This window comes from Erwinia pyri (assembly GCF_030758455.1).
Taxonomy (GTDB): Bacteria; Pseudomonadota; Gammaproteobacteria; order Enterobacterales; family Enterobacteriaceae; genus Erwinia; species Erwinia pyri.
Map to the genome: position 1 here is coordinate 2,433,809 of NZ_CP132353.1, position 14,042 is coordinate 2,447,850.

General features: G+C 51.9%; 12 protein-coding genes, 1 tRNA gene, 4 other RNA genes and 1 pseudogene. 9 read left to right on the plus strand and 9 right to left on the minus strand.

The annotated features are described in order from the left end of the window. Positions 1 to 117: 117 nt before the first annotated feature. Positions 118 to 735: a thymidine kinase gene (tdk, locus tag Q3V30_RS11225; RefSeq protein ID WP_306205650.1), complete on the minus strand. Its 618-nt coding sequence runs from the start codon at positions 733 to 735 to the stop codon at positions 118 to 120. Positions 736 to 1,270: 535 nt separating this feature from the next. On the opposite strand from tdk, the gene hns reads away from it, so the two are divergent. Then, positions 1,271 to 1,678 (plus strand): histone-like nucleoid-structuring protein H-NS, encoded by a 408-nt coding sequence (hns, locus tag Q3V30_RS11230; protein WP_306205652.1) that lies wholly within the window; start codon positions 1,271 to 1,273, stop codon positions 1,676 to 1,678. A gap of 120 nt (positions 1,679 to 1,798) precedes the next feature. On the opposite strand, the gene Q3V30_RS11235 is transcribed toward hns, so the two are convergent. The 5 genes from Q3V30_RS11235 to rssA form a co-directional block, all read right to left on the minus strand. Then, positions 1,799 to 2,806, minus strand: coding sequence for an NAD-dependent epimerase (locus tag Q3V30_RS11235; RefSeq protein WP_306205653.1), 1,008 nt, complete (start codon positions 2,804 to 2,806; stop codon positions 1,799 to 1,801). A gap of 14 nt (positions 2,807 to 2,820) precedes the next feature. Next, positions 2,821 to 4,161, minus strand: coding sequence for a UDP-glucose dehydrogenase family protein (locus Q3V30_RS11240; RefSeq protein ID WP_306205655.1), 1,341 nt, complete (start codon positions 4,159 to 4,161; stop codon positions 2,821 to 2,823). Between the two features lie 25 nt (positions 4,162 to 4,186). Next, complete coding sequence (galU, locus tag Q3V30_RS11245) at positions 4,187 to 5,095, minus strand: UTP--glucose-1-phosphate uridylyltransferase GalU (RefSeq protein ID WP_306205657.1); 909 nt, start codon at positions 5,093 to 5,095, stop codon at positions 4,187 to 4,189. 197 nt (positions 5,096 to 5,292) lie between these two features. Beyond that, positions 5,293 to 6,306, minus strand: a complete 1,014-nt coding sequence (rssB, locus tag Q3V30_RS11250) for a two-component system response regulator RssB (protein WP_306205659.1) — start codon at positions 6,304 to 6,306, stop codon at positions 5,293 to 5,295. An 83-nt stretch (positions 6,307 to 6,389) separates the two neighbouring features. After that, positions 6,390 to 7,307, minus strand: coding sequence for a patatin-like phospholipase RssA (gene rssA, locus Q3V30_RS11255; protein ID WP_306205661.1), 918 nt, complete (start codon positions 7,305 to 7,307; stop codon positions 6,390 to 6,392). 98 nt (positions 7,308 to 7,405) lie between these two features. On the opposite strand from rssA, the gene Q3V30_RS11260 reads away from it, so the two are divergent. The 8 genes from Q3V30_RS11260 (at position 7,406) to xthA (ending at position 10,502) form a co-directional block, all read left to right on the plus strand. Then, positions 7,406 to 7,864: a YchJ family protein gene (locus tag Q3V30_RS11260; RefSeq protein ID WP_306205663.1), complete on the plus strand. Its 459-nt coding sequence runs from the start codon at positions 7,406 to 7,408 to the stop codon at positions 7,862 to 7,864. Between the two features lie 45 nt (positions 7,865 to 7,909). Then, on the plus strand, positions 7,910 to 8,758 hold the full coding sequence (gene purU / locus Q3V30_RS11265; RefSeq protein WP_306205665.1) for a formyltetrahydrofolate deformylase: 849 nt from the start codon (positions 7,910 to 7,912) through the stop codon (positions 8,756 to 8,758). A 174-nt stretch (positions 8,759 to 8,932) separates the two neighbouring features. After that, positions 8,933 to 9,017 (plus strand) — tRNA-Tyr (locus Q3V30_RS11270). 40 nt (positions 9,018 to 9,057) lie between these two features. Beyond that, positions 9,058 to 9,154: non-coding RNA, RtT sRNA (locus Q3V30_RS11275), on the plus strand. 40 nt (positions 9,155 to 9,194) lie between these two features. Next, positions 9,195 to 9,292: non-coding RNA, RtT sRNA (locus tag Q3V30_RS11280), on the plus strand. 40 nt (positions 9,293 to 9,332) lie between these two features. Then, a non-coding RNA gene (locus Q3V30_RS11285) (RtT sRNA) lies at positions 9,333 to 9,429 on the plus strand. A gap of 40 nt (positions 9,430 to 9,469) precedes the next feature. Next, positions 9,470 to 9,566, plus strand: a non-coding RNA gene (locus Q3V30_RS11290) — RtT sRNA. A 129-nt stretch (positions 9,567 to 9,695) separates the two neighbouring features. Beyond that, positions 9,696 to 10,502, plus strand: coding sequence for an exodeoxyribonuclease III (xthA, locus tag Q3V30_RS11295; RefSeq protein WP_306205667.1), 807 nt, complete (start codon positions 9,696 to 9,698; stop codon positions 10,500 to 10,502). 54 nt (positions 10,503 to 10,556) lie between these two features. On the opposite strand, the pseudogene Q3V30_RS11300 reads toward xthA, so the two are convergent. The 3 genes and pseudogenes from Q3V30_RS11300 to Q3V30_RS11310 form a co-directional block, all read right to left on the minus strand. Continuing rightward, a pseudogene (locus Q3V30_RS11300) lies at positions 10,557 to 10,769 on the minus strand (DUF1496 domain-containing protein); the annotation flags it as partial. A gap of 464 nt (positions 10,770 to 11,233) precedes the next feature. After that, a complete protein-coding gene (locus Q3V30_RS11305) occupies positions 11,234 to 13,147 on the minus strand; it encodes a DNA topoisomerase III (protein WP_306205669.1) in 1,914 nt (637 codons plus the stop codon). A 202-nt stretch (positions 13,148 to 13,349) separates the two neighbouring features. After that, positions 13,350 to 13,901 carry an NAD(P)H nitroreductase gene (locus tag Q3V30_RS11310; protein ID WP_306205670.1) on the minus strand — a complete coding sequence of 184 codons (552 nt, stop codon included), beginning with the start codon at positions 13,899 to 13,901 and terminating at the stop codon, positions 13,350 to 13,352. Positions 13,902 to 14,042 lie beyond the last annotated feature (141 nt).

The window sequence follows — 14,042 nt, forward strand, 5'->3', positions numbered from 1 at the left end:
TAAAAACAAGCCCGCCGTAAGGCGGGCTTTTTATTTCCACAATTGGTAAGGGAAATTAATCAAGAAGGAGTTTTTACTGCAGAATAACGTTACGTCACGTCTTTGCTGTTGCTGCGCTTATTTAACGCCCTGATTGCCATGCACCGCCTGCAAACATCCTGACTCAATCGCCGCTTTGTAATGCTTTCTGCAGACTGAAACATAACGTTCATTCCCTCCAATTACGACCTGTTCGCCCTCTTTATAAGGCGCGCCATTTTCATCCAGACGTAATACCATTCCCGCCTTTCTTCCACAGTGGCAAACGGTTTTTAATTCCACCAGCTTATCTGACCAGGCTAATAGATAGTGGCTGCCGGTAAATAATTCCCCGCGAAAATCTGTACGTAATCCATAACATAGTACAGGTATGTCCAGATTATCCACCACATCAGAGAGCGCTTTTACCTGCTCCCGGGTCAGGAACTGACTCTCATCAACCAGTACGCAGTGTACCGGTTCCACTTTATGTAATGCGGCAATTTCAGCAAAAAGTGCCGTCTCGTTATTATACAGTTTTGCTGGTGAAGAGAGTCCTATTCTGGAGCTTACCTGACCTGTGCCGAAACGGTTGTCTATCTCGGCCGTATAGACCACAGTACGCATTCCCCGCTCCTGATAGTTATAGGAGGATTGCAGCAAGGCGGTGGATTTACCGGCATTCATCGCCGAATAGTAAAAATAGAGCTGAGCCATCAGCCTTTACTCCGTACAAAGGGTTCAGTTGAATGGGCAGAATTGTAGCATATTGTCTGCATCTGTCGGCGTCTTTAGCAAATGCGTAACACGGATAGTTAACAATTGCCCTGCGATATAATCGCCGACAATGTTGTTGAAATATACCTGTTTTTTATCAGTAAAGACATTTCAGCCTTGCTGCTTTTTAAGGGAATTATCGCTTAAAAGCAGAAGTCTGCGCCTTTAATAGGCAATCAATTTCCTCAGAGTGAAGCGGTATACCATTAAAAGTAGAATGGGTTTACTGAAAAGAGAATTATATACGCTTCCTTAAGGCTGTCGGGGTTTACCACTCATCGAAATAGGCTATGTCAGCCGACTTTATTTTGTGCACGACTGAGATGCCTGCGGGCGTAATTACAAAAGATAAGATTACTCAACCGCCGTTATTCTGAATTCCTTACAAAATTAACTATTGCAGTTCTTATTTGCGCACTCTATTATTATCAGGCAGAACATGTCCCCCACCTAAATAATTTTTGAGATTCATATAATGAGCGAAGCACTTAAAATTTTGAACAACATTCGTACCCTGCGTGCTCAAGCCAGAGAATGTACCCTGGAAACGCTGGAAGAGATGCTGGAAAAGCTGGAAGTTGTTGTTAATGAACGCCGGGATGAAGAGAGCCATGCGCAGGCTGAAATCGAAGAGCGCACCAAAAAATTGCAGCAATATCGTGAAATGTTAATCGCTGACGGTATCGATCCTAATGAACTACTGTCAACACTGGCTGCGGTAAAAGCACCGGGTAAAACAAAACGTGCTGCCCGCCCTGCTAAATACAAATATACTGATGAAAATGGCGAAGCCAGAACCTGGACCGGCCAGGGCCGTACCCCAGCGGTAATCAAAAAAGCTATCGAAGAAGAAGGTAAGCAGCTGGACGATTTCCTGCTGTAATACCCCGGTAGTGCTTACAAAAAAGAACCCATCCTGGCGATGGGTTCTTTTTTGAGTGGTGACAGCCTGTCGATATAAGCCAAAAAGGAGCCTGGGCTCCTTTTTTGTTTTCGTTTTGGCTTAAACCTTATAAAAAGAGCGATACCAGCTGACGAAATTGGCGATCCCCTCTTCCACACCGGTCTGCGGCTTAAAGCCCGTCACTTCATACAATGGCTGCGTGTCCGCACTTGTCTCCAGCACATCGCCCGGCTGCATAGGCAGCATATTCTTTTTAGCGGTGATCCCCAGCGCCTTCTCCAGCGCCTCAATATAGGCAAGAAGCGTAACCGGGTTACTGTTCCCTATATTGTATACACGATAAGGTGCAGAACTGGTCGCGGGACTACCCTGCTCCACCGTCCAGTTTTCATCTGGCTGAGGAATAACATCCTGCAGGCGCACGATAGCCTCGGCGATATCGTCAATATAAGTGAAATCGCGGCGCATCTGGCCATTGTTATAGACATCAATTTGTTCACCGGCCACCATTGCCCGGGTGAATTTAAACAGAGCCATGTCCGGACGACCCCAGGGACCATATACGGTGAAAAACCGCAGTCCGGTAGTGGGTATTCCGTACAGGTGAGAATAGGTATGGGACATTAATTCGTTGGCTTTTTTCGTCGCTGCATATAACGACACAGGATGGTCAACGGAATCATCGGTAGAGAATGGCATTTTACGATTCAGTCCGTAAACGGAACTGGACGAGGCGTATAATAAATGCCCAATTTTATGATGGCGACACCCTTCGAGAATATTCAGATGGCCAATCAGGTTGGCATCCGCATAGGCTAAAGGATTGTCGATAGAGTAACGCACGCCAGCCTGCGCCCCAAGATGGATAACCCGCTCAAACGCCCCTTTACTGAAGAGCTCAGCCATTCCTTCACGGTCGGCCAGATCGAGCTGAATAAAGGTGAACAGAGAGTGGGGTTTAAGTAAATCGAGACGGGCGAGCTTCAGGTTGACATCATAATAATCATTCAGGTTGTCGATTCCGACAACCTGGTGACCGGCTGACAGCAGGCGTTCTGCAACGTGAAAACCAATAAATCCTGCTGCGCCGGTAACCAGATATTTCATACTGCCCTCGTTAATTATGCAATTTGGATAGAAGCGCCGCGGCCGATTGCATAATAAACAAAACCGCGCTTGCTGATTCTTTCTGGATCATACAGGTTACGACCATCAAAAATCACGGGTTCTTTCAGAGCATTTTTAATGACATCAAAATCCGGGGCACGGAAGTTTTGCCATTCGGTACAGATAACAAGGCCATCAGCACCCTGCAGAGCCGCCTCTTTGGTTCCCATCAGCTTCAGATCGCTGCGGTGGCCATAAATGCGCTGCGCTTCGTCCATCGCTTCCGGATCGAAGGCCTGAACGGTAGCACCAGCCTGCCACAGCGCTTCCATCAGCACGCGGGCAGAAGCTTCACGCATGTCATCGGTATTTGGCTTGAAAGAGAGCCCCCACAGCGCAAAGGTTTTGCCCTGCAGATTGTCACCGAAATGACGTTTAATGAAAGTTGGCAGCTTGTTTTTCTGCGAATCATTGACGTCTTCTACCGCCTGCAGAAGACGTGGCTTATAGCCAATCTGCTCTGCTGTACGGATCAGAGCCTGAACATCTTTCGGGAAGCAGGATCCACCGTAGCCGCAGCCAGGGTAGATAAACGAATAGCCGATACGGGAGTCAGAACCGATGCCCTGACGCACTTTTTCGACATCTGCACCCAGACGCTCTGCCAGGTTAGAGATCTCATTCATAAAGCTGATTTTGGTGGCCAGCATGCAGTTTGCCGCATACTTGGTCAGCTCAGCACTACGAATATCCATTAAGATCATGCGGTCGTGATTGCGGTTAAACGGCTCATAAAGCTCGCGCAGCAGTTCAACCACTTCATCATTGTCTGTGCCCACGACAATACGCTCAGGACGCATACAGTCGCTGACTGCTGCACCTTCCTTGAGGAATTCCGGGTTAGAGACCACATCAAAAGCGATATCCACACCACGTGTTTTCAGCGCTTCTTCCATGACGGCACGAACGCGGTCGGCTGTACCAACAGGAACAGTCGATTTGTCGATAACCACTTTGTGGTCATTCATATGCTGTGCAATGGTACGGGCTACGGCGGTAACATATTTCAGATCCGCTGAGCCATCTTCATCCGGAGGCGTACCCACGGCGATAAACTGCATTGTACCGTGGTTGACGCCTTCTTCAGCATTGGTGGAAAACTTGAGGCGACCGCTCTCGTAGTTTTGCATCACCAGGGGCGTCAGACCCGGTTCAAAAATAGGAATGATCCCTTTCTTCAGATTCTCGACTTTAGCTGCGTCGACATCGATACAAAGAACGTCATGTCCGACTTCGGCCAGAACCGCAGCCTGAACCAGACCAACATAGCCGATACCAAATACGGTGACTTTCATTGAATTGTCCCGGTTAAAATTAAACTTACTTACTCGTACCAACAGTGCTTTCGAGCCACTCTTTAAAGTCGCTGCCCAGCGATTCGTGACGTACACCGTACTCAACGAAAGCCTGCATATAACCCAGCTTGTTACCACAGTCATGGCTTACGCCTTTCAGGTGATAAGCTTCAACGGTTTCTTTGTCCATCAGCATAGCGATGGAGTCAGTCAGCTGGATTTCATCGCCAGCGCCCGGAGGGGTTTTTGCCAGCAGAGGCCAGATATCTGCAGAGAGAACGTAACGTCCTACTACTGCCAGGTTAGAAGGCGCTTTGTCGGCTTTAGGCTTCTCTACTACGCCTACCATTGGCGCGCTTTCGCCCGCGTTCAGCTGTGCGCCCTGGCAATCTACCACGCCATAAGCGGTCACGTCGGCTACTGGCTCAACCATAATCTGGCTGTGGCCGGTTTCATCGAAGCGACGCATCATATCGGCAAGGTTATCTTTCGCCAGGTTTGATTCATATTCATCGATGATAACGTCTGGCAGGATAACGGCGAAAGGCTCGTTACCAACAACCGGGTAAGCACACATTACGGCGTGGCCCAGGCCTTTTGCCAGACCCTGACGGACCTGCATGATGGTGACGTGTGGAGGACAGATGGACTGGATCTCTTCCAGCAGCTGACGCTTAACGCGTTTCTCCAGCATAGATTCCAGTTCAAAGCTGGTATCGAAGTGGTTTTCAATGGCGTTTTTAGAGGAGTGCGTTACCAGCACAATCTCGTTAATTCCTGCTGCGATACATTCGTTAACGACATACTGAATTAACGGCTTATCAACCAGCGGCAGCATCTCTTTTGGAATGGCTTTGGTTGCAGGCAACATACGCGTTCCCAAACCTGCTACCGGGATAACCGCTTTTTTTACTTTAGACTTATAGGCAGACATCTAAGTACCTCTCTTTATATAGGCCGTTCAAGTTATTACTTGATATGTCGAGTTAAAAACGAGATGAGTATAACAGTGGAACCCTGACGGATTTATCCTGGATGAACCCTTTCAGCGTAAATTAAGACTATTACCCAAGTGTAAGGCTTAACTTTGGCCCTGTCTGCCTGCCTCAGAGAGAAAATATGATCGGGTGCTTAATCTGTGGACAACATCAGGCGCAGCCTGCCTCCAGCGCCCCAAACCTGACACTGCCAGGCCTCGCAGCGCTGGCTGATTTGGTTTAAATGCGTGGTTCCTAACGTACCAAGCGGCACACCGTTACTGAGTTGGATTTGGTGAGTATTGACGTTAAGCGTGGCGTTTAATCCGGCAGAAACCAGGATCAGGTTTTTTAACCCCTGATGATAATAGCCCACCAGTAAGGGAAACTGGCCTTTGAGATTGGCCTGTCGTAAGAGAAGATTAACCTGTTTTAACAGCCCGTTTAATTCCGGCAAGCGCTGAGCCTGACCCGAAAGCTGATCCTGTAATAAGCCGTTAAAGAGTGCTCTTAACAGCAGCGCTGCGAGAACACCATTATCGCCGGCACGCGTCACGTCCAGACAATAAAACGCCAGATCTTTTTCAGAGAGCGCGGCAATATCCAGCACCAGGCCCGGCTGTTCGGCCATGGTCAGCTGGCGATAATTAATGCGGCAGTTGGCAATGGTTTGTTGAACGGGCGGCTGTAGCTGCTTTAACAGTTTGGAAGCGGCATGCGGATCGCGCACCAGGGCGTCCCAGTCCTGAAAGAGTTGCTCATCCTCTTCGACTTTAGAGGTGAACATAGCCGGATAGAGGCATTCGAAAACCGCCTCTCGCAGGCGGGCGAGATCTTTCAGCGGCTTCAGTAAGACATCCTGAACGCCAAGGCGCAGAACATGGGCAATATCGGCCATGTTCTCGGTAGCGGAGATCACCAGAATAGGCAAAACGTTGCCTTTACTGCGGAGATGCTCAACCAGCTTGATACCATTCATTCTTGGCATAGCCAGATCGCAAATAATGAGATCGTGAACCCCATGGTTCAGTTTTTCCAGCGCCTGAACACCATCGTCCGCCAGCGTAATCTCAGCGCCAAGCGAACCTAAATAGTTGTCCAGAAGAGAGCGGAAAACGACTTCGTCTTCAACAATCAGAATCTTTTTTCCGCTTAATGGCTTTTCCATTATCCCCCCCTGTACACCGGATTAGTCAATAGTGGCTCATAAACCACATTTTCGCCTGAAAGATTTGCCTGAAGTCTCATTTTTCACTCATCCGGCAACTCTGCGTGACGAACCAGCGGGAGTAATTCATCCATTTTCTTCTCTACTGCCACTCTGCCTGCTTCAATAGCTTCCTCCGCCCGGTGGAAATCCAGCGTGGAGATCTGGGGGCAAAAAGGTTGAATCAGTACGTCCGGCGGATCGCCAGCCATTCGATTCCTTTTCAGACGGTTTTCAAGAACCTGAATGGAGGTAGACATGATTTCCATTGCGCCCGGCGTCTGATTAATTTTGCGCTGAGCCATTTTAGACAGACTTTGACGCAGCCGCCCTCGCCAGCTGGCAGCCGCCGCACGCTCCTCTTCCGCTGATTGCGGCGTGACGGAGAGCAAATCCTGTTGCATCAGGTGCGCATCATGCTGAAGATCAACAGCAATTACAATATCTGCGCCCAATGCACGGGTCAGAGAAATCGGGACAGGATTCACTACCGCGCCATCCACCAGCCAGTAACCGTTATGGGCAACCGGGGCCAGTAAGCCAGGCATACTGCAGGAAGCGCGCACCGCCATATGCAAGTCACCCTCTGTGAGCCACAGCTCGCGTCCGGTGCTGAGATTGGTTGCAACGGCACCAAAGCGCATAGCGCACTGTTCGATATGCTCATGACTGATCAGCCGGCGTACGTGGTTAAAAACGCGCTCGCCCCGCAACAGCCCTCCACGGCGCCATGAGAAATCCATCAGGCGGATAACATCCCAGTAGCTGAATGAACGGACCCAGGTTTCAAGGACGGGCATTCTCTGGCTGGCATAGGCAGCGCCGACAAGCGCCCCTACAGAGCACCCCGCCACCACATCAACTTTGATCCCCGCGCGCTCAAGCGCGTTGATCACGCCTATATGCGCCCATCCTTTGGCAGCACCCGACCCCAGTGCCAGTCCAATTTTTACCTGTCTCATTCAACCTCTGATTTGCTTAACTTACAAATGGCATCAGGGTTGTTGCTCAGTTACCATAATGCCCAATTCTCTCAGCCTTCACACTTCCTGGAGTCATTTTGTCGGAACTTTGCCCCTGCGGTAGCGGAAAGCAGTATAGCGTATGTTGCCAACCCTTTCTAAACGGTCAGGCTGTCCCGGCCACGCCCGAGGCGCTGATGCGCTCTCGTTACAGCGCTTATGTGCGGCAGGACGCCGATTATCTTATCAAAACCTGGCATCCCTCCTGCCAGCCAGAGCGATTCCATGCCACTCTTGTACAAAGTTTTGCCGGAACAAGATGGTTAAGTTTACAGATTATCACGGCAGAAGAAACTGGCGATAAGTCCGAAGGCTATGTGACATTTTTTGCTCGTTTTTCTGAAAATCAGCGCGAAAGCTTTATTCATGAGCGTTCCCGCTTTATTCAGGAAGAAAAACGCTGGTACTATATCGACGGAACGTTCCCTGAAACAGGGCGTAATGACCGGTGCCCTTGCGGTTCTGGCAAAAAATTCAAGAAATGCTGCGGCCAGTAAGGTCGCTCACCTCATAAGAATTGCTTCGACAGGATTACTACTGCAATGCAAGCGCAAACACTGCAACGAAAAGTTTTACGAACCATCTGCCCCGATGCTAAAGGGCTGATCGCCAAAATCACCAATATTTGCTACAAGCATGAGCTGAATATTGTGCAGAACAATGAGTTTGTCGATCACCGCACCGGTCGCTTCTTTATGCGAACAGAACTGGAAGGGATCTTTAACGATACGACACTGCTGGCCGATCTCGACAGCGCCCTGCCGTCCGGTTCTATACGGGAATTAAATCCTGCCGGCCGCCGTCGTATTGTGATTCTGGTGACCAAAGAGGCACACTGCCTGGGCGATCTGCTGATGAAGAGCACCTACGGCGGGCTGGATGTAGAAATTGCCGCCGTTATTGGTAATCACGAAACCCTGCGTACGCTGGTTGAACGCTTCGATATTCCGTTCAGCCTGGTCAGCCATGAAGGGTTGACCCGCGAAGAGCACGACAACAACATGGCAGCGGAGATTGACCGCTATCAGCCTGACTATGTCGTGCTGGCAAAATATATGCGCGTGCTGACGCCGGGCTTTGTGCAGCGCTACCCTAACCAAATCATCAATATTCACCACTCGTTCCTGCCAGCCTTTATCGGCGCGCGCCCTTATCATCAGGCTTACGAGCGCGGCGTGAAGATCATTGGCGCCACGGCGCATTACGTTAATGACAATCTGGATGAAGGCCCAATCATTATGCAGGATGTGATTCACGTTGATCACAACTACACGGCAGAAGATATGATGCGTGCAGGACGTGACGTTGAGAAGAACGCCCTGAGCCGCGCCCTGTATCAGGTTCTGGCGCAGCGCGTGTTTGTTTACGGTAACCGTACGATTATTTTATAAGCGACGAGGCTGCTGATTTGCCTGACAAATCAGCAGCCTGAATAAAAAAGCGGCAAACAGTCATTAATTCTTCCTGCCGGGCTTTACACGCTCATCTCATTTGATATGATGCGCCCCGCTTCCAGCCGCAGCCATCAGCGCTGAATCTGGAGTAGTGAGAACAAGTAACCCCGTGGTGGGGTTCCCGAGTGGCCAAAGGGATCAGACTGTAAATCTGCCGTCATCGACTTCGAAGGTTCGAATCCTTCCCCCACCACCATCTCATGCAATTCCCAGTTTCCCATTCAGAGTAAAGTCTTTCAGATTCCCCATGGGGGAGGATGAGAAGCTTCGACCTCGAAGGTTTGACCCGAAGGGTGAGTCGCAAAGCGACGAAAAATCCTTCCCCCACCACCATCTCATGCAACCCCAAGTTCCCCGTTCAGAGTAAAGTCTTCCAGATTCCCCACGGGGGAGGATGAGAAGCTTCGACCTCGAAGGTTTGACCCGAAGGGTGAGTCGCAAAGCGACGAAAAATCTTACCCCCCACCACCATCTCATGCAATCCCCAGTTTCCCATTCAGAGTAAAGTCTTCCAGATTCCCCATGGGGGAGGATGAGAAGCTTCGACCTCGAAGGTTTGACCCGAAGGGTGAGTCGCAACGCGACGAAAAATCTTTCCCCCACCACCATCTCATGCAATCCCCAGTTTCCCATTCAGAGTAAAGTCTTCCAGATTCCCTATGGGGGAGGATGAGAAGCTTCGACCTCGAAGGTTTGACCCGAAGGGTGAGTCGCAACGCGACGAAAAATCCTTCCTGCACCCTGCGCTCATCCATACTCCCGTACCGCTTTGGTTTTTAACCTACTTAAGCCTTTACGCCTTTGAATCTCTTTTCCCCCTAACCCATAATTTGTTACCATCCTCCTCACTTTTTTCCCGTCCCAGGTCAGTACAATGAAATTTGTTTCTTTTAATATCAACGGGCTGCGTGCCCGACCGCATCAGCTTGAAGCGATAGTCGAGCAGCACCAGCCAGACGTGATTGGCCTGCAGGAAACGAAGGTACATGACGATATGTTCCCTCTCGAAGAGGTAGCGAAGCTGGGTTACAACGTGTTCTATCACGGTCAGAAGGGACACTACGGTGTGGCGCTGTTGACTAAAGCTGCGCCCATTATGGTTCGCCGCGGGTTTCCGGGTGATGATGAGGAGTCGCAGCGCCGCCTGATCATGGCCGATATTCCCAGCCCGATGGGAACGCTGACGGTTATCAACGGCTACTTCCCGCAGGGAGAGAGCCGCGAGCATCCGACGAAATTCCCCGCCAAAGAGAAATTCTACCGCGACCTGCAAAGCTATCTGGAGCAGGAGCAGAAACCGGCGAATCCGGTACTGATCATGGGCGATATGAATATCAGCTCGACCGATTTGGATATCGGTATCGGTGAAGAGAGCCGCAAGCGTTGGTTGCGGACCGGAAAATGTTCTTTCCTGCCGGAAGAGCGTGAATGGATGGATCGTCTGATGAACTGGGGATTAGTTGATACCTGGCGTGCGCAGAATGCGGAGGTAGACGACTGTTTCTCGTGGTTTGATTATCGCTCAAAAGGGTTTGATGATAACCGCGGCCTGCGCATTGATCTGGTGCTGGCAAGCCAGCCTCTGGCTGAGCGCTGCGTGGCTACCGGCATCGATTACGCCATTCGCGGCATGGAGAAACCTTCCGATCACGCTCCCATCTGGGCCCAGTTCAGCTTCTGATCGCCTTCAGTCACAGCACGCAGAGGCCACTCTGCGTGCTGTGACTGGTGCTGGCTACTTCACCCTTTGCCAGGTGAGATTGTTGGTGCCCCAGGATCTCTCATCACGCGCGCACTGCAACAGCACACCCTCCATTTTAACCACTGAGCCTTCCGTATAGCTGCGGTTTTCATGGGTACAGCAGCGCTGGCAGGGAGGCTGATTGTTGTTCTGCCCTTGTGTCCAGACTTCAGGCGGCAAATCCACTACCGCATCGGCATTAAATCCGCTATTACCATTACTATTGTCATTGCCGGAACCCTGACCGTTGCCGTTGCCATAACCGCCGCCATTGCCATGGCCATTACCATTGCCGTAACCGTCGCCATTGCCGTGGCCTGTACCATTGCCGTAACCCTGGCCGTTACCATGGCCAGTACCGTTGCCGTAGCCCTGACCGCTGCCATTACCGTAACCATCGCCATTGCCATGACCATTGCCGTAACCCTGACCGTTGCCATTACCGTAACCGCCGCCATTGCCATGGCCAGTACCGTTGCCGTATCCCTGCCCGTTGCCGTATCCCTGCCCGTTGCCACTGCCATTGGTGTTGCCGCCAGGGATCCCCTGACCCGGGGTGTAATCACCCGGCTGGCCATGCCCGGTGCTGACGTTCCAGCCCTCACCTGCGGCATAGAGCGGGCTGCCGATCAGTAAAGCTCCCGCCAGCACTATTGCACCTGATAATTTCATCATTCAGTTTCCTTCGCTTTTTTCGCCTTGCGGCGCGGCTTTTTGGTTTCAGCCGCCGGAAGTCCTCGGAAGGCATGTGCAGCAGGCTGCTGCCTTGCCTGATCGATCAGCGTATGTAGCGTCTCCACCAGCGGCAACATAAAGTCCTGGTAGCGGCACTGCTTTTCACTGATTTTAGTCAGCGTGGACTCCCAATGGGCGGTCATGTCGGGACGCGCCGCCATTTCTGGCAGCGAGTGGATCAGCGCCCGCCCGGCGGGAGTGGAATGAATATAGCGCCCTTTCTTCAACAAAAAGGCGCGTTTGAACAGCAGTTCAATAATCCCGGCGCGCGTGGCTTCTGTTCCTAAACCATCGGTCGCGCGCAGCACTTTCTTTAGATCTTTATCCTGAACAAATCGCGCAATGCCGGTCATAGCCGACAGCAGCGTCGCATCGGTAAAGGGTCTTGGAGGCTGCGTCTGCTTCTCTACCACCTCTCCGCGCTCGCAGAGCAGTTTAGCCCCCTTTGCCACCACCGGCAGTGGCGTGCCGTCATTTTCTTCATCCCTTTCTTTGCTACCTAACAAAGCGCGCCACCCTGCCTCGGCCAGGAACCGCGCTTTGGCGACAAATTTGCCGCCGGCGATATCCAGTTCGATAACGCATTTGCGATAAATGGCATCGGGGCAAAATTGCATCAGATACTGGGTGGCGATCAGCCGATAGATCTTGCTCTCATTCTCTGTGAGTCTGACCTGCGAACTGCGGGCGGTAGGCACGATGGCATGGTGCGCATCTACTTTTTTATCATCCCAGCAGCGATTACGGCGGTCGCTATCAAAATCTGCTGGCGGCGTCAGATCGGGCTGATGCGCATTAATGGCGTTCAGTACCGCATGGCGTCCGGCAAAATGCTCATCGGGCAGATAGCGACTGTCCGAGCGGGGATAGGTAATCAGTTTATGCGTTTCATAGAGTTTCTGACAGGTATCCAGCACCACCTGGGCGCTCAGTCCATACCGCTTACCCGCTTCAATCTGCAGGCTGGAGAGGGAGAAAGGCAGCGGAGCGGTATCATTCTCTCGTTTGTCGTTATAGCTGGTCACCAGAGCGGGCTGTCCGCCAATCCGCGCTACGACATGATCGGCCAGCGGGCGATGCAGCAGTCGCCCCTCTTCATCCTGATAAGGCTCGCAGGAGTCGCTGGGTTGCCACAGCGCCACAAATCGTTCATCGGCGGGCGTCACGATATGTGCTTTAACTTCGAAAAAATCCTTCGCGACAAAGTTTTCAATATCCTCATCGCGACGTACCACCAGCCCAAGAACCGGCGTTTGCACGCGGCCCACTGACAGCAGACCATCGTAGCCCGCATTACGGCCCAGCAGCGTATAAGCCCGGGTCATATTGATGCCATAGAGCCAGTCGGCCCGGGCTCTGGCGAGCGCGGAGACGCAGAGCGGGATAAACTCTTTGTTCTCACGCAGACGGCTTACCGCCCGCTCCACGGCAGAAGGATTAAGGTCATTGATCAGGCAGCGCTGAACGCCAGCCCGTTTTTCAGGTGGCAAGGCCAGATAATCCAGCACTTCATCCACCAGCAGCTGCCCTTCGCGGTCGGGATCACCCGCATGCACCACGACGCTTGCCTGCTCAAGCAGGCCTTTAATCACCCTGAGCTGTTTAGCCACCGAAGGACGTGGCTGCAGCTGCCATTTTTCTGGCACAATCGGCAGATCCGCCAGCGACCAGCGGGCAAAACGGCTGTTATAACTGTCAGGCTGAGCCTGCTCCAGCAGGTGCCCCACGCACCAGGTAACCATCTGATCCTGACCGCAGGCGATAAAGCCGTCACCCCGGCGATGAGGTTTGGGCAGAACATCCGCTATAGCGCGGGCTAAGCTGGGCTTTTCGGCAATAAACAAACGCATCCGGCAGTGACGTCCTTCAGGAAATTCATTAATTCACGCATTATCACACATCAGCCACTTCCCTTCGGAAATAGTGGCGTTATGGTAGCGCTTTCGTCAGGCAGGAGTAAAACCCGGCAGAGATTTCCGCGACTGTTTGCTCACTATCCCGACAAAAGGCAGGGCTGGTGACAACCCTGACTGCCTGAGGGGATTTTGTCACTCAGAAATAACTGACAAACGGGGTAGTGTCTGGCGGGATCAGCGTGGTGGAGGATTTAAGTTGCGGCGTGCCCAGGTAAAGAAAGCCGACAATGGCATCCTGTGGCCGGCAGTGGAAGGCTTCGCGCACCGCCTGATGTTCGGTCCAGGCGCCGCTGCGCCAGATGCCGTTAAACCCCTGCGCCACCGCAGCCATTTGCATCGCCATCACGGCGCAGCCAGCGGAAACCACCTGCTCCCACTGCGGGACTTTGTGATGTTCTTCGCAATGCGCAACCACGGTGATAATCATTGGCGCACGGAAAGGCGACTGCTTAGCTTTCTCAATAGCTTTCTGTTCCATGCCATCCTCGCGGGCAGCATTTTCCAGCAGCGCGCTAAAGCGCTCGCGCCCTTCCTTTTCCACAATGATAAAGCGCCACGGCTGCAACGTGCCGTGATCGGGGGCGCGCATACCGGCACGAATGATATTCTCAAGCGCTTCGCCTGTGGGGGCTGGTTCGCTCAGGCGTGAGGCTGAACGGCGGTTAACCACTAAGTCGAGTGCATCCATAAGGACTCCTGATAATGAGTTTTATTCAGCTGAAACTAGCACAGGATGATGATTTGTTACAGCATTCCGCTTTTTCCTGCTGACAAGTGGGTCCCTGCTATTTAGGATGTCACCATCCCCACCTGGTCTGGGGCGCTCTGC

Bases quoted from the DNA above. Each gene is read 5' to 3' on its own strand.
- Q3V30_RS11235 (WP_306205653.1), bottom strand. From the start codon at position 2,806: ATGAAATATCTGGTTACCGGCGCAGCAGGATTTATTGGTTTTCACGTT.
- galU (WP_306205657.1), bottom strand. From the start codon at position 5,095: ATGTCTGCCTATAAGTCTAAAGTAAAAAAAGCGGTTATCCCGGTAGCA.
- hns (WP_306205652.1), top strand. From the start codon at position 1,271: ATGAGCGAAGCACTTAAAATTTTGAACAACATTCGTACCCTGCGTGCT.
- xthA (WP_306205667.1), top strand. From the start codon at position 9,696: ATGAAATTTGTTTCTTTTAATATCAACGGGCTGCGTGCCCGACCGCAT.
- purU (WP_306205665.1), top strand. From the start codon at position 7,910: ATGCAAGCGCAAACACTGCAACGAAAAGTTTTACGAACCATCTGCCCC.
- rssB (WP_306205659.1), bottom strand. From the start codon at position 6,306: ATGGAAAAGCCATTAAGCGGAAAAAAGATTCTGATTGTTGAAGACGAA.
- Q3V30_RS11310 (WP_306205670.1), bottom strand. From the start codon at position 13,901: ATGGATGCACTCGACTTAGTGGTTAACCGCCGTTCAGCCTCACGCCTG.
- rssA (WP_306205661.1), bottom strand. From the start codon at position 7,307: ATGAGACAGGTAAAAATTGGACTGGCACTGGGGTCGGGTGCTGCCAAA.
- tdk (WP_306205650.1), bottom strand. From the start codon at position 735: ATGGCTCAGCTCTATTTTTACTATTCGGCGATGAATGCCGGTAAATCC.
- Q3V30_RS11240 (WP_306205655.1), bottom strand. From the start codon at position 4,161: ATGAAAGTCACCGTATTTGGTATCGGCTATGTTGGTCTGGTTCAGGCT.
- Q3V30_RS11305 (WP_306205669.1), bottom strand. From the start codon at position 13,147: ATGCGTTTGTTTATTGCCGAAAAGCCCAGCTTAGCCCGCGCTATAGCG.